General features: G+C 73.1%; 23 protein-coding genes and 5 pseudogenes. 15 read left to right on the top strand and 13 right to left on the bottom strand.

The annotated features are described in order from the left end of the window. Positions 1–51: 51 nt before the first annotated feature. The gene (locus tag UK82_RS38060; RefSeq protein WP_236705989.1) at positions 52–588 is read right to left on the bottom strand and encodes a PP2C family protein-serine/threonine phosphatase; all 537 of its coding nucleotides are present in this window, start codon (positions 586–588) and stop codon (positions 52–54) included. Positions 589–692: 104 nt separating this feature from the next. Next, on the bottom strand, positions 693–1,221 hold a 529-nt coding region (locus UK82_RS38055; protein WP_236705988.1), incomplete at its 3' end, for a GAF domain-containing protein. Positions 1,222–1,490: 269 nt separating this feature from the next. Here UK82_RS38055 and UK82_RS15455 point away from each other — a divergent pair. Further along, entirely contained in the window at positions 1,491–1,712 is a 222-nt protein-coding gene (locus UK82_RS15455) for a hypothetical protein (RefSeq protein ID WP_041940919.1), read from the top strand. 17 nt (positions 1,713–1,729) lie between these two features. Then, positions 1,730–2,179 carry a hypothetical protein gene (locus UK82_RS15450; protein ID WP_044885887.1) on the top strand — a complete coding sequence of 150 codons (450 nt, stop codon included), beginning with the start codon at positions 1,730–1,732 and terminating at the stop codon, positions 2,177–2,179. 388 nt (positions 2,180–2,567) lie between these two features. Here UK82_RS15450 and UK82_RS15445 read toward each other — a convergent pair whose 3' ends face one another. After that, positions 2,568–3,437 (bottom strand): P1 family peptidase, encoded by an 870-nt coding sequence (locus UK82_RS15445; protein ID WP_044885886.1) that lies wholly within the window; start codon positions 3,435–3,437, stop codon positions 2,568–2,570. Between the two features lie 102 nt (positions 3,438–3,539). Here UK82_RS15445 and UK82_RS15440 point away from each other — a divergent pair, with 102 nt between their 5' ends. The 6 genes from UK82_RS15440 (at position 3,540) to UK82_RS15415 (ending at position 8,768) form a co-directional block, all read left to right on the top strand. Further along, positions 3,540–4,382, top strand: coding sequence for a sulfurtransferase (locus UK82_RS15440; protein WP_044885885.1), 843 nt, complete (start codon positions 3,540–3,542; stop codon positions 4,380–4,382). Positions 4,383–4,473: 91 nt separating this feature from the next. Then, a complete protein-coding gene (locus UK82_RS15435) occupies positions 4,474–4,893 on the top strand; it encodes a PPOX class F420-dependent oxidoreductase (RefSeq protein ID WP_044885884.1) in 420 nt (139 codons plus the stop codon). Between the two features lie 210 nt (positions 4,894–5,103). Further along, positions 5,104–5,697 (top strand): SMI1/KNR4 family protein, encoded by a 594-nt coding sequence (locus UK82_RS15430; RefSeq protein ID WP_044885883.1) that lies wholly within the window; start codon positions 5,104–5,106, stop codon positions 5,695–5,697. Positions 5,698–6,062: 365 nt separating this feature from the next. After that, the gene (locus tag UK82_RS15425) at positions 6,063–6,806 is read left to right on the top strand and encodes a DJ-1/PfpI family protein (RefSeq protein WP_044885882.1); all 744 of its coding nucleotides are present in this window, start codon (positions 6,063–6,065) and stop codon (positions 6,804–6,806) included. A 436-nt stretch (positions 6,807–7,242) separates the two neighbouring features. Next, positions 7,243–8,115 (top strand): hypothetical protein, encoded by an 873-nt coding sequence (locus UK82_RS15420; protein ID WP_161849122.1) that lies wholly within the window; start codon positions 7,243–7,245, stop codon positions 8,113–8,115. Then, positions 8,112–8,768, top strand: coding sequence for a class F sortase (locus UK82_RS15415; RefSeq protein WP_055407833.1), 657 nt, complete (start codon positions 8,112–8,114; stop codon positions 8,766–8,768). The genes UK82_RS15420 and UK82_RS15415 overlap by 4 nt, the downstream gene beginning before the upstream one ends. A gap of 39 nt (positions 8,769–8,807) precedes the next feature. Here UK82_RS15415 and UK82_RS15410 read toward each other — a convergent pair whose 3' ends face one another. From UK82_RS15410 to UK82_RS15400, 3 genes are all read right to left on the bottom strand, one after another. After that, a complete protein-coding gene (locus UK82_RS15410) occupies positions 8,808–10,127 on the bottom strand; it encodes a DUF2252 domain-containing protein (protein ID WP_055407831.1) in 1,320 nt (439 codons plus the stop codon). 2 nt (positions 10,128–10,129) lie between these two features. Then, the gene (locus tag UK82_RS15405) at positions 10,130–10,417 is read right to left on the bottom strand and encodes an EthD family reductase (protein WP_044885879.1); all 288 of its coding nucleotides are present in this window, start codon (positions 10,415–10,417) and stop codon (positions 10,130–10,132) included. A gap of 133 nt (positions 10,418–10,550) precedes the next feature. Beyond that, positions 10,551–11,807: an NAD(P)/FAD-dependent oxidoreductase gene (locus UK82_RS15400; protein ID WP_055407829.1), complete on the bottom strand. Its 1,257-nt coding sequence runs from the start codon at positions 11,805–11,807 to the stop codon at positions 10,551–10,553. 152 nt (positions 11,808–11,959) lie between these two features. Here UK82_RS15400 and UK82_RS15395 point away from each other — a divergent pair. The 4 genes and pseudogenes from UK82_RS15395 to UK82_RS15385 all read left to right on the top strand — a co-directional run. Continuing rightward, positions 11,960–12,399, top strand: a pseudogene (locus UK82_RS15395) (TetR/AcrR family transcriptional regulator); the annotation flags it as partial. Position 12,400: 1 nt separating this feature from the next. Next, positions 12,401–12,628, top strand: a pseudogene (locus UK82_RS38050) (TetR family transcriptional regulator); the annotation flags it as partial. Between the two features lie 223 nt (positions 12,629–12,851). After that, a complete protein-coding gene (locus tag UK82_RS15390; RefSeq protein WP_044885877.1) occupies positions 12,852–13,094 on the top strand; it encodes a hypothetical protein in 243 nt (80 codons plus the stop codon). After that, positions 13,094–13,564, top strand: coding sequence for a hypothetical protein (locus UK82_RS15385; protein ID WP_044885876.1), 471 nt, complete (start codon positions 13,094–13,096; stop codon positions 13,562–13,564). Before UK82_RS15390 ends, UK82_RS15385 begins: the two co-directional genes overlap by 1 nt. An 83-nt stretch (positions 13,565–13,647) precedes the next feature. On the opposite strand, the pseudogene UK82_RS15380 reads toward UK82_RS15385, so the two are convergent. Together UK82_RS15380 and UK82_RS38045 are read right to left on the bottom strand one after the other, a co-directional pair. Further along, positions 13,648–14,399 (bottom strand): annotated as a pseudogene (locus UK82_RS15380) (alpha/beta hydrolase); the annotation flags it as partial. 1 nt (position 14,400) lies between these two features. Continuing rightward, positions 14,401–14,682: pseudogene (locus UK82_RS38045) on the bottom strand (hypothetical protein); the annotation flags it as partial. 342 nt (positions 14,683–15,024) lie between these two features. Between UK82_RS38045 and UK82_RS33675 the strand changes: the two are divergent. Continuing rightward, positions 15,025–15,462, top strand: a complete 438-nt coding sequence (locus tag UK82_RS33675) for an SsgA family sporulation/cell division regulator (RefSeq protein WP_044885874.1) — start codon at positions 15,025–15,027, stop codon at positions 15,460–15,462. 169 nt (positions 15,463–15,631) lie between these two features. On the opposite strand, the gene UK82_RS15370 is transcribed toward UK82_RS33675, so the two are convergent. Beyond that, positions 15,632–16,468, bottom strand: coding sequence for a helix-turn-helix domain-containing protein (locus tag UK82_RS15370; RefSeq protein WP_082121956.1), 837 nt, complete (start codon positions 16,466–16,468; stop codon positions 15,632–15,634). A 41-nt stretch (positions 16,469–16,509) separates the two neighbouring features. Between UK82_RS15370 and UK82_RS15365 the strand changes: the two genes are divergently transcribed. Beyond that, complete coding sequence (locus UK82_RS15365) at positions 16,510–17,478, top strand: LLM class F420-dependent oxidoreductase (RefSeq protein WP_236705976.1); 969 nt, start codon at positions 16,510–16,512, stop codon at positions 17,476–17,478. Positions 17,479–17,540: 62 nt separating this feature from the next. On the opposite strand, the gene UK82_RS33670 is transcribed toward UK82_RS15365, so the two are convergent. Together UK82_RS33670 and UK82_RS38040 are read right to left on the bottom strand one after the other, a co-directional pair. After that, entirely contained in the window at positions 17,541–17,708 is a 168-nt protein-coding gene (locus UK82_RS33670) for a hypothetical protein (RefSeq protein ID WP_157866950.1), read from the bottom strand. A gap of 626 nt (positions 17,709–18,334) precedes the next feature. Next, on the bottom strand, positions 18,335–18,580 hold the full coding sequence (locus UK82_RS38040) for a DUF1684 domain-containing protein (RefSeq protein ID WP_095212178.1): 246 nt from the start codon (positions 18,578–18,580) through the stop codon (positions 18,335–18,337). Here UK82_RS38040 and UK82_RS15360 point away from each other — a divergent pair. Next, positions 18,498–18,737: a hypothetical protein gene (locus UK82_RS15360; protein WP_044885872.1), complete on the top strand. Its 240-nt coding sequence runs from the start codon at positions 18,498–18,500 to the stop codon at positions 18,735–18,737. The two genes, UK82_RS38040 and UK82_RS15360, sit on opposite strands and share 83 nt — an antisense overlap. A 144-nt stretch (positions 18,738–18,881) precedes the next feature. Here the strand turns inward: UK82_RS15360 and UK82_RS38035 are convergent, their stop codons facing one another. Both UK82_RS38035 and UK82_RS42755 read right to left on the bottom strand, forming a co-directional pair. Next, positions 18,882–20,513, bottom strand: coding sequence for a HEAT repeat domain-containing protein (locus tag UK82_RS38035; RefSeq protein WP_052681162.1), 1,632 nt, complete (start codon positions 20,511–20,513; stop codon positions 18,882–18,884). Between the two features lie 42 nt (positions 20,514–20,555). Continuing rightward, a pseudogene (locus UK82_RS42755) lies at positions 20,556–20,719 on the bottom strand (hypothetical protein); the annotation flags it as partial. Between the last annotated feature and the right edge of the window lies 1 nt (position 20,720).

The raw sequence follows: 20,720 nt of genomic DNA, 5'->3' as shown, positions 1-20,720 counted from the left end.
CGGCAGCCACGTTCCCGGTGAGTCGGGAGGCCCGCGGGGGTGCCGGTCCGGTCAGCGGGAGCCGGGCTCGCTCGGCAGTCCGAGCGCGAGGATGGCGATGTCGTCGTGCGGTGCGCCCTCGGCGAAATCGAGGACCGCGGCCTCGACCGCCGCCGTCAGCCGTTCGGCGGTGACCGGGCCCAGGGCGCCGACCAGGGAGCGGAGTCGTTCGTCGCCGTACTGTTCGCGGCCGCGGCGCGCCTCGGTGACGCCGTCGGTGTACAGCAGGAGCATGTCGCCCGGGTTCAGCCGGATCGGGGTGTCCACCAGCTCGGCGTCGTCGAAAAGCCCGAGCACGAGGCCGTGCACGCCGACCGGCTGTACGTCACCGTCGGCGCGACGCAGCAGGACGGGGGTGTGGCCGGCCGAGCAGAGGGTGAGCCGGCGGCCCGAGCGCGCGTTGCGGACGTCCAGATAGGCGGCGGTCAGAAAACGTTCGCTGTCCGGGCGCTGCGTCAGCAGCGCCGTGTTGAGCTGGCCCAGGATGGCGGCGGGACTGGTGCTGTGGCTCGCTGCCGCCCGGATCGTGTAGTGGGCCAGGGCGGTCACTCGGGCCGCCTCGACGCCCTTGCCGGCGACGTCGCCGAGCACGACGCCCAGACCGGCCGGCCCGGTGTCGAAGACATCGAAGAAGTCGCCGAGCACCTGGGAGNCGTCGCCGGCCGGCCGGTACCGGGCCGACAGGTCCAGGCCCGGCACCTCGGGGAGTCGGGGCGGCAGCAGGCTCGCCTGCAGGGTGCGGGCCAGCTCGGTGGCGCGCGCGAGCGTCGCCCGCAACGCGATCTCGCCGGAGGCCGCCTCGGACAGCGTCTCCAGGATGGTGCGGTCGCGGGCGGTCCACGGGCGCGGATGGTCGTCCGCGACACTGAAGACCCCGACGATCTGACGGTCCGGACCGAAGACCGGATGGCCCGCCCACGCCGCCACCCCGAGCGTGACGTTCATCGGGTTGCCCCGGGTGCGGGTGTCCGCCGCCGTGTCGGGCACGACGATCGGCCCGGCGGCGTCGATGACCAGTGGGCACAACGCCTCGGCGAGCGGGTGACGCCGGCCGGTCCGGGCCGCCGGATCCACGCCGGCCTCGGGCCTGACGCCGGACTCGGGCCTGACGCCGGACTGCGACTTGACGAAGACGTGACGGTCGTCGATCACGGTCAGCATCGCCAGCGGAGCGTCCAGCATCATCGCGGCCAGCCTGGTCAGCCGGTCGAACGGCTCCTCCGGGTCGGTGTCGAGCAGACCGCACCCGCGGACGGCGGCCAGGCGGACGGGGTCGGCCACCCGTGTACCAGGATCCTGCATCGGATGGGCCCGTCCCCTCACCGGCCCGCGTTCCACAGCACACAGACTAGCCGCGCGTACGCACCCTTTCCGGCCACCGATGGGTGACGCCCGGGCCCCGGCACGGCCGGCGACTGGCCATCCCCGCGCGGACGTGCATACTGGAGCTGATGACCGAGTCAGCGGTGCCCCGACGTCGCCTACCCAACAGCCCCTTCAAGGTTCCGGCGGTCCCCGCCCAGGAGCGGTTCTCGGTCGGTGACCGCGTCACGCATGACGTGTACGGGCTCGGCCGGGTCATCGGGGTCACCGGAGACACCTCCGTGGATGTTGATTTCGGCTCCCGGCAGGAGCGCATCCCGAGTCCGTTCAGCCGGATGTACCGGCTCTGACGAGCCGCCCACGGGTCGTGTCGGTCCGCAGGCTTCGCGCCGCGGCCGACGGCTCTGGCGCGGTCGCCATACCGATCGTCGTCCGACGATCCGTCCCCGAAAGCGAGACACCCCTCATCGCCACCTCATCGATCCATCCTTTCTCCGCGCCGCGGACGGCCCGCACGCAGCCGAGGCGCGAGCTTCCGCCGCCCACGACCCGCCCCTTCCGGATCCCGGACTTCGCCCAGCCCGCCGCGGAGGCCAGCGCGCATCCGATCTCGGCCACCCAGGTCGCCAGCGTCGTCTTCCAGGCTCCGCCGGCGGACCCGACGCCGGCCGCGACCGCGCAGGACGCGACCATGCGGGACGCAACCATGCAGGACGCGACCGCGCAGGACGCCGACCAGCCGGCTGCCCCGAACCGGCGCAGGCCCACTGCCGCCCCCGCCCGGCACAACCAGCGGCGGCGTCGCCCCACCCGCTGACCGCTCCACCGCTCCACCGCTCAGAACGGCCGTACCACCGTGAAGCGCACGACTGACCCACGTCGTGATCGCCGGGAAAGCGGTCTTCACGTCGATCGACGGTGCCCCGCCCCGGACGAACGCCCGGAAGGCCGGCTCGTCGAGCAGCGTCAACCGAGCTCCAGCAGAAGCCGCCGGAACACACCGTCCGTGATGGCTACCGCGGCGTACTCATCGAGCAGCCTCGGCCGGTCGGTACCGCTGATCGGAATGTCCGCCTCGGGACCCGTCACCGGGCCGACAGCGGACGGTATCCGCGGAACGGCCAAGGACGCACAGCGTTCCCGCCCGAGACGACCGCCAACGTCCTGAGCCGACGCCCCGACAGGTCGGGTCGGGGCAGGTCAGGTCAGGGTGAGCGGTCGACGGAGCGGATGGCGGCGGTGACGGCGGCCAGCGCGAGCAGGCGGACGAGGTCGACGTCGGCCTCGACCCGGCCGGTTGCCGCGGCGACGAAGGCGTCGCCGTCGAGACGGGTGTGCGGCGGGGTGATGGCCCGCGCCAGCCCGTCGTGGGCGCCCTGCGCGACCAGCAGGCAGCTCGTCTTGTCCAGCCGCGCGTTGGTGACCACCACTCCGATCGTGGTGTGGGTCCGCCCGGCGGCGAGGTCGAAGGGTCGCCACTGCGACTCGGCGGCGTCGAGGGGGACGGGATCGCCGCCGTGGTCGATGTCCCCGAACGCGTTGACCACGCACAACGCGGCGACACTGACCTCGCCGCGGCACCGGTACGCGTGGCCGAGCCCGCCGGGGCCGCGGTACTCGGGCCCGCGCCACTGGCTCGCGTACGCCCCTGTGCCGGCGCCGACCCGGCCGCGCAGCACCTGCTCGCCGCCGGTCGCCCGCGCGGCGAGGTAGCCGGCGTCGGCGGTCGGGCGGGCGGTGGGTGCGCCAACGGCGAGGTCGAACAGGGCCAGTGCCGGCACGACCGGCACCGGGCCGCCGCTCGTGGGCACACCGCGACCGCGCTCGGCGTAGTAGCGCATCACCCCGTCGGCGGCGGCCAGGCCGAACGCCGAACCGCCGGTCAGCAGCACGGCGTCGATGCTGGCCAGCGCCATGTGCGGCGCCAGGGCGTCGAGCTCGCGCGAGGCCGGCGCCCCGCCGCGCACCTCCGCCGAGGCCACCGTGCCCACCGGCAGCTCCACCACCGTGCATCCGGTGACGCCCACCGGATCGGTCCAGTGCCCGACCCGCACCCCGTCGACCCCGATCGCCATCGCGCCGAGCCTTGCACGAATCCGTCCCGGGCGACAAATCTCCGAATACGGACCAGGTGGCGGACGGCGCGGCGCCGGGCCCCCGACGGTAGCGTCCGGGGCATGAGCGATGTGCTGATCTCCGCGACGGACCTGGCCCGGCTCCTCGACTCCGCGCGGCCCCCGCGGGTGCTCGACGTCCGCTGGCAGCTCGGTGGTCCGCCCGGGCGGGACGGCTACCTGGCCGGGCACATCCCCGGGGCGGTCTTCGTGGACCTCGAGACCGAGCTCGCCGCGCCGCCCGTGCCCGCGCAGGGCCGTCATCCGCTGCCGGACGTGGCCGCGCTGCAGGGCGCCGCCCGCGGCTGGGGGCTGTCCGCCGGGGACACCGTCGTCGTCTACGACGACTCGGGGGCGATGTCGGCGGCGCGGGCCTGGTGGCTGCTGCGCTGGGCCTCGGTCGAGCCGGTGCTGATCCTCGACGGCGGGCTCGCCGCCTGGACGGCCGCGGGCGGGACGCTCCAGACGGAGCCGGTCCAGCCGCCGCCCGGCGACATCACCCTCGTCCCCGGCGCGCTGCCGACGCTCGACGCCGACGGGGTCGCGGCGCTGGCCCGCGACGGGATCGTGCTCGACGCCCGGGCCGGCGAGCGCTACCGCGGCGAGGTCGAACCGGTCGACCCGGTCGCCGGGCACATCCCCGGCGCCCACAGCGCCCCGACCGGGGACAACCTGAGCGCCGACGGGACGTTCCACTCCCCCGCCGAGCTCGCCCGCCGGTTCGCGGCGCTCGGCGTCACCGGCGAGCGGCCCGTCGGGGTGTACTGCGGCTCGGGCGTGACCGCCGCCCACGAGGTCGCGGCGCTGGCCATCGCCGGTCACCCCGCGGCGCTCTACCCGGGCTCCTGGTCCCAGTGGTCGAACCTGCCCGACCGTCCCGTCGCCACCGGCCCCGAGGAGGGCTGAGCGAGCACGGCGGCCGCGCCGCACCCCGTCATCGCGCGGGGGATTTCCCGATAGTTGCTAGGCTGATCGAGATGGAGGGGAGCATCGAGCGATGACGCTGCTGACACCGGAACTCCGCGACCTGATCTCCAGTGGTCCGCTTGCGCACCTGACGACGATCAATCCGGACGGCAGCCCGCAGGTAAGCGTCATCTGGATCGGCCTGGACGGCGACGACGTCGTCAGCGGCCATATGGGCCGCTACGTGAAGGTGCGCAACGTGGAACGCGATCCCCGCGTGGTGCTTTCCTTCTCCGCGCCGAGGGTGCCGGGAGCCTACCTGGCCGAGTACGCCGTCCTACGCGCGACGGCCACCGTCACGACCGGCGGCGCCTGGGACCTGCTGAACGACCTGGCGAAGGTCTACATAAGCCCGGAGGCCGAATTCCCAGGCTCGAAGGGCGAGGGCCTTGTCCTGCGCTACTCGATCGACCGCGTCGGCGGCATCGGCCCCTGGGCGGCGGCGCGCTGAACCTCGGCCGCCGGTAGGCCGGCGGATGAAGGACGGCATACCCGTGCCCTCACCGAACTCATCGGCCAAAGCCGGGAGCCGCGAACGAACTTTCGTTGCGGCAGGTCGATTTCGCGGGAAACAACATTGCGCTCGTCCGGGGCGAACATCGGCCCGTGATAGCTTGTCGAATGGCAGAATACTGACGTTCCCGACAAGGAGGCCGGATTCGTGTCGAATCTCGCCGACGGCGACGCGCCCCTGGCCGCACCCGCGCTGACGACCCCCGAGCAGTGGCGCGACTATCTGCGCGAGTACAGCGAGACGTATCTGCGCACGGCCGATCCAGACGAGCTCTCCGACGAGCAGATCCAGCATCGTTGGGTAGGTCACGAGCCGGCGGCCGAGCAGACGGTGGCGGCGGCCGAGCAACGCCTGGCGGTCCGTTTCCCGCCGACCTTCCGCAGCTTTCTGGCGACAAGCGACGGATGGCCCAACCTCGCCGGGTGGATCGACGAGCTGCACGCGAGCACCGACGTCGACTGGTTCCGCGACACCGTAGACGGCGCCGGTTTCATCAACCTCTACGGAGAGCCGCATAACGACGGACAGGACCTCGACGACCTGCTGTCGGTCTTCCGTCGATCGCTGGTGATCGCGAGCGGCGAGGACTTCTGGCTGCTCGATCCGGCCGATCCCGGCCCGGACGGCGAATGGGTGGCCTGGGAGTTCACGCCGAAGTACGGCAGCCTGGAACGCTTCGCGAGCTTTGCGGAGATCTTCCACGCCGACCGGGTCTTCATGGAGCAGGAGGCAGCCGAGTAGCCGTCCTGCAGGCGACGGCCACGGTCACCGCCGGCGGCGCCCTGGATCTGCTGAACAGCCTGACGAAGGTCTACGCGAACCCGGACGCCGACTTCCCGGGCCCGAAGGGCGACGGGTTCATCCTGCGCTACTCGATCAACCGGGTCGGCAGCGTCGCCCCCTGGGCGGCGGCGCACTGAATCCTCGGCGTGGACGCGCCGCCCGGCCATCGATCAGGCTGGCAATTTCCCGTCGAACATTGTCACGCCGGCCGGCGGTCGGCGCCGCACCCCATCGATAGCGTCGGCACCGACCCCGCATTCCGGGGTCGGGAGACGGGCCTGCCCCGTATTACGCGGTTTACCGCCGAACCGGAGGAGTTATCGATGACCGATCGCACGGCCAACACGCCCACGCCCACGCCCACCCCGCCACGGGCTGCGATGCTGCTGTACCCCGGGCTCACCCTGCTCGATCTGATCGGCCCGCAGACCGCTCTCGCCCCCGTCATGGAGGTGCATCTGGTCTGGCGGACGCTCGACCCGGTCATGTCCGACACCGGCGTGGCGGTGATCCCGACGACGACCCTGGCCGACTGCCCGCCGGACGTCGACGTCCTGTTCGTCCCCGGCGGACGGGACCAGGCCGCTGCGGCGGACGCCGACGTCCTCGCCTTCCTCGCCGACCGAGGCTCGCGGGCCCGCTACGTCACCGCCGTCTGCGGAGGCTCGTTGCTCCTCGGCGCCGCCGGACTGCTGCGGGGCTACCGGGCTGCCACCCACTGGGCCGGCCGCGACGTGCTGGCCCTGGTCGGCGCCGAGAACGTCAACGACCGTGTCGTGATCGACCGTAACCGGATCACCGGCGGCGGCGTCACCGCCGGCCTTGACTTCGGCCTCACGCTGCTCGCGCGGATGTTCGGCGACGACGTCGCGAAAATGGCCCAGCTCGCCATGGAATACGACCCGCAGCCGCCCTTCGACTGCGGTTCTCCCGAGAAGGCCGGCCCCGCCCTGACCGAGCTGGTGCGGGCCACCACCCGGCAGACCAACGACGACATGATCCGCGTCCTGACCGACCTCGACAGCCGGGGCTGGGGCCGCGGACGGAGCGTCGTCGCGGCCGGTTGACCGGCGGGCCGACCCGGTGCGCTCAGGCGAGGGTCCAGAGCCGGACGGCGCTGTCCTGGCCGCCGCTGGCCAGGGTGCGGCCGCGCCCCCGCACAATCATCCGATGTCTGTACAGCGCCGACGTCTGTACAACACGGTTGCGCAGGCTGGCCGCTCCTCCGCCACGGGGCCGGACCTGTCCTCGAGCGCACCCCTGGCACCACCGACTTGACCACGGGCCACGACCGCGCCATGTTACTCTGAGTAGCAATTCATGACGCTGGGTGGGGGAACTTGCGATGGCGGGACCGTTGACGGACTCGGCGGGCGCGACAGCGGCCACGACGTCATGATCGGTCGTCGGCCGATCCGTCGCCCCCCGGCCGGCCCGGCGACACCGAAGGGTCTCCCTGACCGGCCGCTGTCGGCGGCTCTGACGACGGCTCTGACGACGGCCGTGCTGCTGGCGATGACGGTCGTCCTGCCGGCGCTGCCTGCCAGGGCGGACGGCGACTCGGCGCAGACCACCGTCGGCCTCATCCTCCTGGGAACACCCGCGCTGGCCGCCACCAAGCGCGGCACCGTGGTGGACGCGGACAGGGACGGCAGGATCGGTCCAGGTGACCGGGTGCACTGGACGATCACGGTCGCGAACACCGGGCACACGGTGGTGTCCGCGGTGACCGTGCACGATCCCAAGGCTGGCCCGGTCCGCTGCCCCGCCCCGTCGCTCCTCCCGAAGCAGGCTGTGACCTGCACCGTTCCCGATCATACGATCACGTCCGCGGAGGTCGCGGCGGGCGTCATCACCAACGTGGCGAACGCGTCCGCAGCCGCTCAGGGTGGGCGGGTGATCGCGCCGCCCGCCTTCGCCAGCGTGCCGATCCCGAGCGGCAAGCCGATCGTCGTCTTCCCGCTCCCGCCGTGGCTACCCGGATTCCCCGGCATCCTTCCCCCTCACCCCGGCTTCGATGGCCCCGACTTCGGTGGCCCCGGCTTCGGTGGCCCCGCGGCGGGCGGCGCCATCGTGGGCGGCGGCGCGGTGGCAGGCGGTTCCGGCCCTGGTGACGGCTCCGGCCCTGGCCCGGGTAACGGGTCCGGCGGCGGCCCGGGCCGGACCGAGCCCGGTTCCTCGCAGCGCCACGGTGGTGTGTCGCCGGCGCCGGGGAGCCAGCAGGCTGCTCATCCGCCGGTGGCCGTGGCGGGAGGGCAGCCCGACGAGCCCAGGCGCAGCGGTCTTGAGCTGGTCGTACTCGGCACGGTCACCGCCGGCTGCGCGCTCGCCGCGCTCGGGGCGCTCGGGGCCCGGCGGACCAGACGCCGGCGTTGAGGCGCCCGGCCGCCTCGCTGCCCGTCCTCGGTGCCCTGACCCTCGCCGGGATCATGCTGGCCGGGATCGCGCTGATCGTCCTGGGATGGCCGGCCAGACCTGCCCCGGTGGCCGCCCCGCTGCCTGAGACCGGCGGGCCGCACCGGCCCGGGCCATCGCCCGGATCCGGCGGGGCGCGCACGGTCCAGATCCCGCGGCACCAGTCCGATCTGCCGGCATCCAGCCTCCGGATATCGGCGCTCGGCGTCACCGCCAGGATCGGCCGGGCGACCGAGGACCAGGGCGTCCTCACTCCGCCGCAGGCGCCGTCCGAGGTCGGGCTGTGGTCCGGTTCGGCCGCGCTGGACGCCGGCTCCGGGGAGGTGACCCTCGTCGGGCACGTGAACTGGCGGGGAATGCCGCCCTTCGCGTTTGGACGGCTGGCCCACCTGCACGCCGGAGACCTCGTCTACACCAGTGACGCACGCGGGGAGCAGACCGCGTGGCGGGTCAGGCGGGTCTCCGCCCGTGCCAAGGCCGGCGGCGTCGATCCGGCGGCCTTCGCCGGAACGCAGGGCCCACGGCAGCTAGTCATGATCACCTGTGGTGGACCGTTCGACCTCCGGGCCCACTCCTATTCCGACAATGTGTACGTGCGCGCCACCCCCGCGTAAGCGGCGGCCCCGTCAGAGGAGACGGCTGCCATGTCCCGCTCAGCCCACGTCGATGAGCTGGCCGTTGCGGAACATGTCGACGAAGAGCTGGTGGTCACGGTGGACCTGGGCGCCGTAGTCGTGGGCGAAGTCGACCAGCGAGGCGACGAACACCTTGGCGTCGCGCGAGATCGCACCGTGGATCGCGTCCTCGGTGGAGAAGCTCACCAGGTCGTGCTCGCTCTCGTCGTCCGCGACGGCGTGCATCCGGGCGGTGGAACGGCCGAGGTCGGCGACCAGGGCGAGCATCTGCTCGGGTTCGTTCACCTCCGACCAGTCCAGATCCTGCGCGTACGGCGACACCTCGGCGACGAGCTGGCCGACGCCGTCGAGCTCCGTGTGGCCGAGCCAGGAGTCGCTGTGCGCCTGCAACGCGCGCTGCGACAGCGCCGTGCGGTGCCCCTGGTGTTCGAAGTAGTCGCGGATCCGTCCGTCGGACACGAACCGGCTGACCGCCGGCACCTGCCCCTGCTTCATGTACAGGACGACGTCGTTGTCCAGTGCCTGCGTCTGCCCCTCGACGAGCAGGCTGTACGACGGCAGGCCGGCGCTGCCGATGCCCACCCCGCGGCGGAGCACGACGTCCTTGACCGTCAGCGACACCGGGCGGGTGCGCCGGTCCGGCGGCACCGTGTCCACGTAGCGCTCGAACGCGGCGAGGACGCCCGCCCGGGTGGCCTCGTCCACCGGGCTGATGCCGTCGTCCCGGGCGAACCGACGGTCGTGGCCCTCGACCACGGTGAGCTCGTCGAGCAGTCCCACCCTGGTGGAGCGCCGTGCCTGCTGGAGGAACGCGTGGACCACCCCCGAGGTGGTCGCGAGCGTCAACAGGTCCGACGACGACGCGTCGCCGCCCTCGGCAAGCTCGCGGATCCGGTCGGCGTAGGCGCCCACGCACGCCTCGACGAGCCGGGTGATCACCGCGTCGCTGAGCGCCTTGGCGCGCCCGAGCAGGGCCAGGCTCGCGACGAGGCGCCGCAGGTCCCAGGTGAACGGTCCGACGTAGGCCTCGTCGAAGTCGTTGACGTTGAACACGAGCACGCCGTTGCTGCTCATGTACGTGCCGAAGTTCTCCGCGTGCAGGTCGCCGTGGATCCAGATCCGGCTGGTCCGCTCGTCCAGGAAGGGGTCGTCGAGGGCGTGGACGTCGGCGTAGAACAGCGCCGCCGAGCCCCGGTAGAAGGCGAACGGCGTCGCCGCCATCTTGCGGAACTTCCGCCGGAACGCCCCGGGCTCCGCCGCCATCAGCTCGCCGAAGGCGGCGGCGAAGACGTCGGCGAGGACCTGGGCGCGCTCGGGGTCGGTGCCGGGCGTCGCCATGCTCAGCCCGTCACCTCGCTGGTCTGCATCACCGGGGTGATCGTGGTGTAGTTCGCGACGTCGGCGCCGATCGCCCTGCCGTCGCCGCGGGACATCGCCGCCTTCATCGCCTCGATCGAGGCGAACCGGAAGTGCGCGACGGCGACATACGGGCCGTCCAGCCCGCGGTCGATCTCGACCTCCGAGACGCCCCACATCCCGCTGACCATCGGGATGTGGGAGTCCCGATAGTAGTCGTGGTCGAACGTCGCACCCTCGGTCCTCGGGTACAGCACGCTGAGCCGGATCATGGTGACCGCCCCTCACAGTCGCGGCATCCGCCGATCGGGACGCGCTGGTCCCAGCTTCTCCCAGAACGCCCCACCCGCGCACGCCACCCGCCCCGGCCCGCCCGCCACCCGGCCGGCAGGCGGGCAGCGCCCGTTACTCCCGGGACGCCAGGTGGGTGAGGAGCCCCGCCGGGGCATCGGGCGCGATGGCCGCGGCGATCGCCTCGGCGGCGCCGGCGGCCGCCTCCACGGATCGTGGCAGCATCAGGCTCTCGTAGGCGCGAACGGCCGCGTCCAAGCGGTCGGCGCCCAAGCGGTCGGCGCCCAGTGCACCGATGCCGAGTACACCGGCCCTCGAGGCACCGGCGCTTGGGGCACCGGCGCTTGGGCCGTCCGGGTTCGGGGCGCCGGCCCGGGCGGCGATGGCCCGGGCGAGGTCGGCGCCGTCGAGCATCGCGAGGTTGGCGCCCATCCCGGAGAACGGCGACATGAGGTGCGCCGCGTCGCCGAGCAGGGTCAGTCCGCGGGTGTGCGGCCAGGTGTGCGGGACGGGCAGGGCGTGGATCGGCCGGTTGAGGTACGGGCCGTCGTTGGCGGTGATGAGCGTGAGCAGGGACGGGCTCCAGCCGGTGAATTCCGCCAGCAGCACCTCGCGGACGCGCCCGGTGTCGGCGAGGTCGACGCCGGCCGCCTCGTGCCAGTCGAGCTCGGTGCGCAGGGCGATGTAGACGCGGATGTGGCCGCCGCTGTTGCGCTGGGTGATGAGCCCGCGGTTGTCGTGCAGCGCCATCATCAGTCCCTGGCCGGTGAGGGCCGCGGCCCGCGGGTGGCGCCGGTCGGCGTCGTCGAAGTGGGCCTCGACGAACGTCACGCCTGAGTAGCCCGGGACGGCGCCACCGAGCAGCGCCCGGACCCGGGACCAGGCCCCGTCCGCGCCGATGACCAGGACATGCTCGGCGCACGTGCCGTGGGCGAAGTGGACCCGGTGGGCGCCGCCGCCGAGTGGCTCGAGACGGGTCACCGAGTGACCCCACCGGACCGTGCCGGGAGCCAGTGAGTCCAGCAGGAGAGCGCGGAGCTGCCCGCGATCGATCTCCGGGGCACCGTCGTCCTCCCGATCGGGGACAAGATCGAGCAGCACTCCGGCGTCGCGGCCGAGCACGCGCATCTGCTGCCCCTCCGGCCGGGCCAGCGCATGGAAGGCGTCGAGCAGGCCGGCTGCGGCGAGCGCGACCTGGCCGGAGTCGGCGTGCATGTCGAGGCTGCCGCCCTGTGGACGAGCGTCGACCGAGGCGTCGAGGTCGTAGACGGTGACGTCGATGCCGTGGCGCTGCAGGACCCGGGCGCAGGTCAGGCCGCCGGGGCCGGCGCCGACGACGGCGATCTTGGTGGGGTGGACAGACACTTCCATGATCGTGCTCCTGTCATGTCGATGGGCGGCGAGCGAGGGCGGGGACGGCAGCGCTATGGCTCCGCCTCCGCCGGTCCGCCGTCTCCGGACACGCCCAGAAAATCAGAACGACTTCAAAAGTGCAACGGATACATTTTTTGAGCAGCTCAACCATGCGGTACTGTGGCGGCGTGGAGCAGACGACCCCGTCGGTGGGACGCCGGGAGCGCAAGAAGGCGGCCACCCGTCAGGCGCTGGCCGACGCGGCGCTGGCGCTGTTCCTGGAGCGTGGATTCGACGCGGTCGGGGTCCGCGAGATCGCCGAGGCGGCGGACGTGTCGGTGACGACGCTGTTCAAGCACTTCCCCGAGGGCAAGGTGGCGCTGCTGTTCGACGAGGACGCCGACCGCGAGGCCGCCCTCGTCGCCGCCGTCCGCGACCGCCCGGCCGGCCAGTCGATCCCCCAGGCCCTGCGCAACCACCTGACCAGCGCCCGGTCGGCCGAGCGCCGCGCCGACCCGCGCCTGCGCGACTTCCACGCCCTGGTCGACGGCACGCCCGAGCTGCGCGAGCACTCCCGCCGGATGTGGCTGCGCCACGAGACCGCGCTGGCNGCGGCGATCGCCGAGTCCAGCGGACTGCCCGCGGATGACCCGGCATGCCTGGCCCTCGCCCACTTCGCCCTGGCGGCCGCCCATCTCGCCGCCGCGCGCATCGGCATCGGCCCCGAGGCGGAACCGGCGGCCGACGGGAACCCCGGTAACGCCGCCCTGGAGCGGATCTTCGCGTTGTTGGAGCATGGATGGACGGCGGTGGCCGCATCCCCGCCCGACTCCGCGTGATCCCATCGCCGGTTCTACCGACCCAATTCGCGTGGTCGACCCGCTTTGTCGTTCCCCTGTCCTCACTGTTCTCCGGCTGAATACCGGTTTCCGTCGCGACGATGGGGGAACAGCGCCTCGACCAGCCNCTTCAAGGTGCGGTTCGGGGTCGGCCGTCGTACTTTCGAGGTGGGCGCGAGCTTCGCGAATTCCGCGCCTGGTCGACAACCAGGGGAGCACAATCATGACGCAGACCAGTAAGGACCGCGCAGTCGTCGACTGGACGGACCTGGGCAAGGACCTGTGGTCCTTCCTGACCGGCAAGGGCGCCGCGATCAACTACCAGTTTGTCGACATGCTCGTCGAGGTTCCGCGGGACACCGGGCCCGACGCCGCGCGCGCGACCTGGCGTCTGCACGGCACACTGCGGATCGCCACCTCGGACAACGACTCGCCCGGCGCCTTCACCAACGGCGCCGCGCGCTAGTGACAGCCCGATTCTCCGGTGACGTCGCCTTCAGCGTCGAGGACGGCTCCGGGCCGGTCGGCGGACGCTTCGAAGCGTCCGGCGACCGTATCCGGATCACCACCGGTCAGCCGGGGCAGCTGTGGTCGGTCGCGGGGGACCTCCTCGCCGCCCTCCCGGCTGGCGTGTTGCCGGCCACGGTTCCCGCCGGACGCGCCGGCCTGCGCCACGTCGCCGACGTCCTCGCCGCCGAGGGCATGACGGTCGAGATCCACGGACCGGCCGGTCCCCTCGTCACCATCGGGGCCGACGTCGACTCCCGCCTCGGGGGTCTGACCGTGGGCAGCCGCCGGGTGGAGCCGAGCATCCCCGCCGCCCTGCCCGGACACCCGCACGCGACCGGGCGGGCCGCCGCGGTGGGATTCGTGGCGTTCGCCGCGTTCGTGGCCGGGTTCGCGGCGCGCGCCCGGCTCCGCCACCGGCCGGGCTGACGGCAGACCTGCACCGCAACCCGCGACCGGCGGCGGAGCCACATGAGCGCGGCTCCCCGACGGGAGCCACCGCTCGGCCGCCGCTACGCGCCGATCGCGGAGAACAGCAGGGGAAGTGAGGCGTGCAGTTCCTGGGTCCAGTAGCTCCAGATGTGGACGCCGGGGCTGTAGAAGTGGGTGGTGAGCAGCGGATCGCCGGTGGCTCCGGGGTGCGCGGCGACGTAGGCGTCGTTGAGCTTCTGAGTGAAGGCCTGGCTCTCGGAGTTGACGATCGCCTCGGTGTTGGTGGAGCCGGGGTCGGGATCGTTCGGACCCCTGGTGCCGTCACCGGACGAGACGTAGATCGGGATGCCGGTCAGCTTGTCGGCCAGGTAGTACGGGTCGTGCTGCTGCCAGGTCGCCGCCCCGGACGTGGTCGTCGGGTCGCCCCACAGCGTCCGGACGTCCTTGCCGGCCGACCACACCTGCGTCCTGATGGTCGGGTAGTCGGCGTAGGGGTGCAGGGCGCCGCTGTAGGACGCCACCGCCTTGAAGTCGTCGGGATGCCGGGCCGCGTAGGACACCGCGCCGAACCCACCCATCGACAGGCCGGCGATCGCCCGGTCGGGACCGGCATGGTAGTTGCGTTCGAGCAACTGCCGCAGCTCGACCAGGTGGAAGGTCTCCCACTTCTGCGGATCGGCGATCCAGTCGCTGTAGTAACCGACGTTCCCGCCGTCGGGCATGACGACTATCACGCCGTGTCCGGCGGTCTGGCTTTCGACGTCGGTATTGGTGGTCCAGTCGACGTGGCCGGACGTCCCGCTGCCCGCGCCGTGCAGCAGATACAGCGTCGNCCAGGTCCGATCGGCCTGCGGGTCATAGCCGGTCGGCAGCAGGATTCGCACGATCTCGTTCGCGTTCATGGCCGCCGAATGAACGGTGAGGTCGATCAGGCGCGCATCGTCCGACGTCGGATAGGTGACACAGGTGACGGACGATCCGTCGTCGCTGGTGGCCCCGAGCGCCGTACACGACGCCGCCTGCGCCGGGGAACCCACTATGACCAGGCCGATCAGCGCACTCACCGCGACCACCGCGGGCAGCGTGATCCGCCGTCTCCAACTCCGTGCTCTCATGGCCCCGACGCTAGTGCGAAATGGTAATTAGGCCCCACAAAAGGGCTAGTTCGGACTAATGCGATGAACAGCGTACGAAGTATGGCGAATAGCAAGATCGGGCGGATGGCCGTTGCGAGCCACGCCGACGCCAGCCGAGAATCGGTGCGCCCCCGGTCGAGATGGTCCTCCGGCGCAGGCCTGGGGGCGGCGAGTCGCGTCCGTCACACCGTTCGTCGCCCCGCCCGAGAGGCGGGCGCACGCAGGTTGCGCCGGCGTGTGACGATGGACGGGGATGTCGGGCCGGGTCGGCGGACCGCCGCGTTGTTCGGCGGTCGACACAGGTGGAAGCGGGAGGGTGGCATGTCACAGCGCCGTCCGCCGGACGCGAATCCCTTCGAGTCGAAGCTGTCGGCCTTCCTCGTCCAGCCGGACGGCACCCGCGCGCCGCTGCCCGCGGCGCTCCGCTTCGATCGGGCCGATCCGTTCGCCGTCAGCCTGCGGCTACGGACGAGTACCGTGCAGACAGTCACCTGGACCTTCGCTCGTCAGCTCCTGATCGACGGCGCCCGGCGGCCGACCGGTGTCGGCGCCGTGGAGGTGCGCCCGGCGTTCCACGACGGGACCCGCCTGCTGGTCCTGTCGCTGAAGTCGGCGTCCCGGCACACCGAGGTCCAGCTCCGCCACGAACAGGTCGCCGCGTTCATCAACGACACGTTGGCGGCGGTTCCCTCCGGCGCGGAAGGCGACCACGTCGACTGGAACGCCGAACTGGACAGGTTTCACGACGACGGTCCGTAGCCCGCACGCCGAGTACGCGAGCACCGTGGGCGCCATGAAGGCGCGGGTGCGCCGGCGCGGGTCCGGCCCCGCGGCCGACTTCACCGAGCCCTACCCGGTCGAGTTCCCGGCGGACTCCGCGGGTTGAGGCAGGTTCGTTGAGCAAGGTGGGAGGAAGACGCGTGTCGGGTCAGGTCGTCCGGCGCGGGTGCGCGGCGACGATGACGGCGATCTCGGGATGGCCGGTGGGATGCAGCAGATGTGCCGCCGCCGGTTCGCCGGCCAGGTCGAACATCGGATGGCCGAACGCGCCGATTCCCCGGCAGTCCCACACCAGGCCCAGGGCCGGATGGTCCGCACGCAGCAGCGCGCCGATCTCGGCGATCCGCGGGTCACCGGCATGCAGGTCGGCGGCCATGCGGAACTGCCGTGCCACCGGCAGCAGCAGCTCGGCGGGCGCCGACGCGGCGGCGAGCAGCGAGAGCACGTGCCGGCGTGCCGGCTCGTACCCGGCAGGATCGCCCCAGACCCGCGCCCAGGCCGCGTTGGTGGCGACGATGTCGAGATGGTGGTCGAGCAGAGCCGCCGGGCTCGCCGGCCAGCCGTCCAGCAGGCCGGCGAGCCCACGCAGATGCTCGCCGGGCGGGGCGATCGCCGGCGGCTCGGGCGCCACCAGCCGGCGAAGGTGCCGCCGGCCCACCTCGTCGAGGCGCAGCACCCGGCCGACGGCGTCGAGGACCTGCGCCGAGGCCGTCGCCCGGCCCTGCTCCAGCCCGGTGTACCAGGTCAGGCTGACGCCGGCCAGGGACGCGAGTTCCTCGCGGCGCAGCCCCTGGACGCGGCGACGCCCACCGGCGGGGAGTCCGACGCTGGCCGGTTCGACCAGCCTGCGGTACGCCCGCAGGCAGGCCCCGAGCTCACGTCGCCGAGCAGCCGCCGTGTCTGCTGTGGCCGTCGTGGCCGTCGTGGCCGTCGTGGCCGTCGTGGCCGTCGTGGCCGTCCAGGGTGTCACTTCCACTGGCACCATCAGCAGGCTCCTGGTCTGCGTTCCAACCTTCGACCACGCTGGTGGACGTGATTCGTATCGGCGTCAACCTTGCTGCCGGCCTCGGCACTCCCGGTTCCGGCAACCTCATCGACGACCTTGTGGCGATCGCCCGGACGGTGGCCGCCGCCGGGGTGTCCACCGCCTGGCTGCCGCAGGGCTACGGCTACGACGCCATCGGTGTACTGACCGCGGTGGCCCGCGAGGTGCCGGGCATCGAGCTGGGCACCTCCGTCGTCGTCGTCCAGCCGCGCCATCCCCGGGTGCTGGCCGGGCAGGCGTTGACGGCGCAGGCTGCGGCGCACGGCCGGTTCACCCTGGGGCTCGGCGTCAGCCACCCCGGGCTGTTGGAGATCTACGGGCAGCCATTCCACCGGCCGGTCGCCGCGCTGCGCACCCACCTCGACACCCTGCTGCCGATCCTCGACGGACGCCGTGTTCCCGGCGCCACGGGAATCGGATCCGACCCCGCCGGCAGCGCCGTGCCCGGCGCGAGGGTCCGCGTCCCGGTGCTGCTCGGCGCTCTCGGCCCCACGATGCTGCGGCTGGCCGGGGAACGCACCGACGGCACGATTACCTTCCTGGCCGGACCCCGCACCATCGGTGACCACGTGGTCCCGCTGATCGGCGCGGGCGCCCGGGACGCCGGCCGGCCGGCGCCGCGCGTCGTCGTCGGGCTGCCGGTGGCGGTGACGTCCGCACCGGACCGGATTCGCACCGAGCTCAACGCCGAGTACGCCGACTACGCGGCACTGCCGTCCTACCGCACGGCCCTCGACCGCGACGGTTTCACCGAGCCGGGCGCGATCGCCGTCGTAGGCGACGAGAGTGCGGTCGTCGACCGGCTGGCCGCCTATGCCGCGCTCGGCGCCACCGATGTGCTGGTGAGCCTGGTCGGCACGGCCGAGGAACGCGCGCGGACCCTGCACCTGCTCGGCGCCGGCCCGCTCGTCCACGCGAACCAGCCGGCCTCGCCGCGCCGCGGGATCTGACGCCGCAGCCGCTTACCCATCCTCGCGCCCACCGGTGCGCCTCCTTCCACGGCAGGCGGCCGTCACCGTCCCGTTCCCGCGGTCTGGACCGGTGGGGTGCGCAGGACGGCGCGGGCGGGGAGCAGGCTGCCGGCCATGGCCAGGAGCAGGCCCGAGCCCAGCAGAGCGGCGGCCCACTGCGGTGGCACGTACGGCGTGCTGGTCCCGCTGATGCCCCGGCTGAAGGGCACCAGCGTGACGGCGGTGATGGCGGCGCCGACGGCGAGGGCGATGGCGGTGATGAGGACGGTGACGGCCTCCGCAGCGAGACGTCCGCGACCACGCCGACCACGCCGGGGAGGGCACGTAGCCGGGCGGCGAGGTCCGCCGCGGGGCGTACCCGCTCCGGCAGGGCCATGTGCTCGGTGTTTCTCCCATCCCCCGAGCCGTAGGCGAAGGCCAGGTACTGCCGGCGCGCGACCACCAAGGGGACGTCCCGGTAGCGCTCGGTGGGCGGTGAATGGCGGCGCTCATGCAGCGCCTCGGGAGTCCGCTTCCTGTCCTGCTTTCACGCTGCGTGACGTCGCGATGTGGCTAGAGCCGGGCGCTGCACGGACGACGGCCCGCGGTTCGGGGCAGATGCGTGGGAGAGCCGCCACCGTGGTTCTTCTGTACGGTTCGGCGTCCGATTTGTCCGTACAGAACAACCACGTGGCTCCGTTCCCACGCACACCTCTCGCGGGGCGGTTCCGGCGAACCGTCCGGCGGCGAGACGGCACCGTCGGACATCACAGGCCGTCACCGAACACCGGAAAAGGCGCAGGTGAGCGGCTGCGCTAGGCCCCCGGGCGTCCCGTACACGAGCATCTGCCGGTCATCAGGACGCGGAGCGTTCCTCGATCTCGGCGGGCTCGGGCCGGAAGGAGGGGATCTGCTCGCCCGCTTCGATCGGGATCGGGAGGCGGTTCTGCGGCGGGGCAAGCGGGCAGGGAGCGTACGGGGTGTAGGCGCACTGCAGGTTCCCCGCGCGGTTGAGGCGGGTGCGCCAGAGCGAGTCCGGCCCCGCGGGCGACCCGGCGCGGGCGGCGGAGATCCTCGTCGCCCTGGCCCGGCGCCGCGACATCCCGGAGCACCTGCCGCTGGGCGTGAACGCCGCCGAGGGGTCGATCGCCCTGGACCGCCGCCTCCTGGCGGCGGACCTCGCCTGGCACGACGTGAGCCGTTCGGCCGACTTCACCGAGCCCTACCCGGTCGAGTTCCCACCGGACTCCGTGCTCTGACGGAGCTCGGAGGCACGCCGTGCGGTCCGCTCTTCCCATTCCCCCGGCGCCTCCTGTACCCCGGCGCTTCCTGGACGAGTAAGTCCGATCCGGGGCGGGGCGGATTGCGGCGAGGGGTTCTGGTCCGAGGCTACTCAACGTCGATCATCTGCGACCCCGAGTAGATAGGACGTCCAGACCGGCGTGGAACCGCAGCACCTGGGCTCGATGATCGCCGAGGATCGGGCGGGCAGCTTCGATCAGGCCGGCGAGCTCGGCGGCGCGCTCGCGGCTCGGCTCGTGGAACGTCGCGGCCGCCTCCCTGACCAGCCACGCGGTCACGTCGGCCCGCGCGCTGGCACGCAGCCGTTCGTCGGCGTCGCCGAGCAGTCTCAGGTTGGTGGCCAGCCGCTGCCAGGCATCCCCGGCGATCAGCAGCCGGTAACCGGCGAGCCGCAGGGACGGCGGGTTGTCCGCGTCGAGCAGCCCTTCCAGGACGGCCGGTGCGACGGCGCCGATCTGACCCCGCAGAGACGCCACCGCCTGGCGGGCGACCGCGGGCGACTCGTCCCGCAGCATCGGCACCAGCTCGGCTGGCCGAGTGACCCCGAGGCGCCGCAGCGCGCGGATCGCCTCCGCCCGGACGCGGGCCCGCGGATGCGCCAGCCATCGTGCGACGACGTCGGCGTCGTCAGCCACGCCGGTCTCCCCGAGCCCCGCGACGACCCCGAGCTCCCCGGTGACCTCGAGCCCCGCGATCACCCCGAGCTCCGGTGCCTGCCGCGCGGCGAGCCGGCGGTAGTGCTCGGCCGGATCCCCGCCCGTGCGGCGCACAGCCGCCTGCGCGATGCCCCGCACCAGCGGATGCCGATCGGCCAACGCCGCCTCGGCCACGTCGAGGTCACCGGTCACGATCAGCGCCTGCAGCGCCTCGGCCCGGACCAGCGCGGTGCGGCTGGCCAGCATCGCGTGCAGGTGCGCCGGACCGGCCGCGGCCCGGACCGCGGCCCGGGCGCACATCGTTCGGATCGGCAGGTCACCCTCCCTGATCGCCGCCGTCGTCAGCCGGTCGAGGCTCAACTGGCCGGCGGCGATCGCGGCGCAGTAGGCGGCCCGCCGCGTTCCGCGGTCCCGGGCCGACAGCAGCGGGTCCAGCCGCTGCGCCGGCAGGTCCCGCAGCACCTGGTCGACCCGCTGCGCCAACCAGCCGCCCGCACGCCGTCCGCGCAGCGCGAACGCCAGCTCCGCCAGCGTGCTCAGCGCCGGCCCGCCCGGCGGCGACGGCCAACCCTCGACAACCGACCGCGCCCGGCTCCGCACCTCGGCCACCCAGTCGCAGGCACGAAGCGCGAGCACCGCGACCGCCGCCGGGTGTTCGCAGTCGGCCAGGCGGACGACCGCCGCCTCGCGGATCCGCCCGTCATGGTGGCAGCCGGCCACGACCAGCCGCAGCTCGTCCACCTCGCCGTCGGCCAGGTCCGCCGCGAGGCGCCGCGACCAGGCCGGCGCCCACCACCACCGCTGCCGCAACGCCTGGTCCACCGCCAACCACCACGGTGCCCCGGCCGTGCCGAGCGCGGTCACGACCGCCGCCCGCAGGGCCGGGTCGCCGTCGCGGGCCACGATCAGCAGCGCGGTCGCGAACTCCGCCGGACCGACGTTCGGATCGGCTCCCCCGGCCGCGGCAAGGACCCGCTCGGTCGTCGCGGGTGCCGGCAGATGATCCCGCTCGCCCCACCCGTCGGAGGCGGCGGCGACGGCGGGGCGGCGCAGCCACCGCCGCAACCGCCTACCCATCCTCGGGGCCACAGGTGCGCCTGCTTGCCCGGCAGGCGGCCATCACCGTCCCGTTCCCGCGGTCTGGACCGGTGGGGTGCGCAGGACGGCACGGGCGGGAAGCAGGCTGCCGGCCATGGCCAGGAGCAGGCCCGAGCCCAGCAGAGCGGCGGCCCACTGCGGTGGCACATACGGTGTGCCGGTCCCGCTGATGCCCCGGCTGAAGGN

The organism is Frankia sp. ACN1ag, from assembly GCF_001414035.1.
In the GTDB taxonomy this organism is placed as follows: domain Bacteria; phylum Actinomycetota; class Actinomycetes; order Frankiales; family Frankiaceae; genus Frankia; species Frankia torreyi.
Note: the sequence above shows the minus strand (reverse complement) of the source record. Positions and strands in the feature narration are given on the sequence as shown.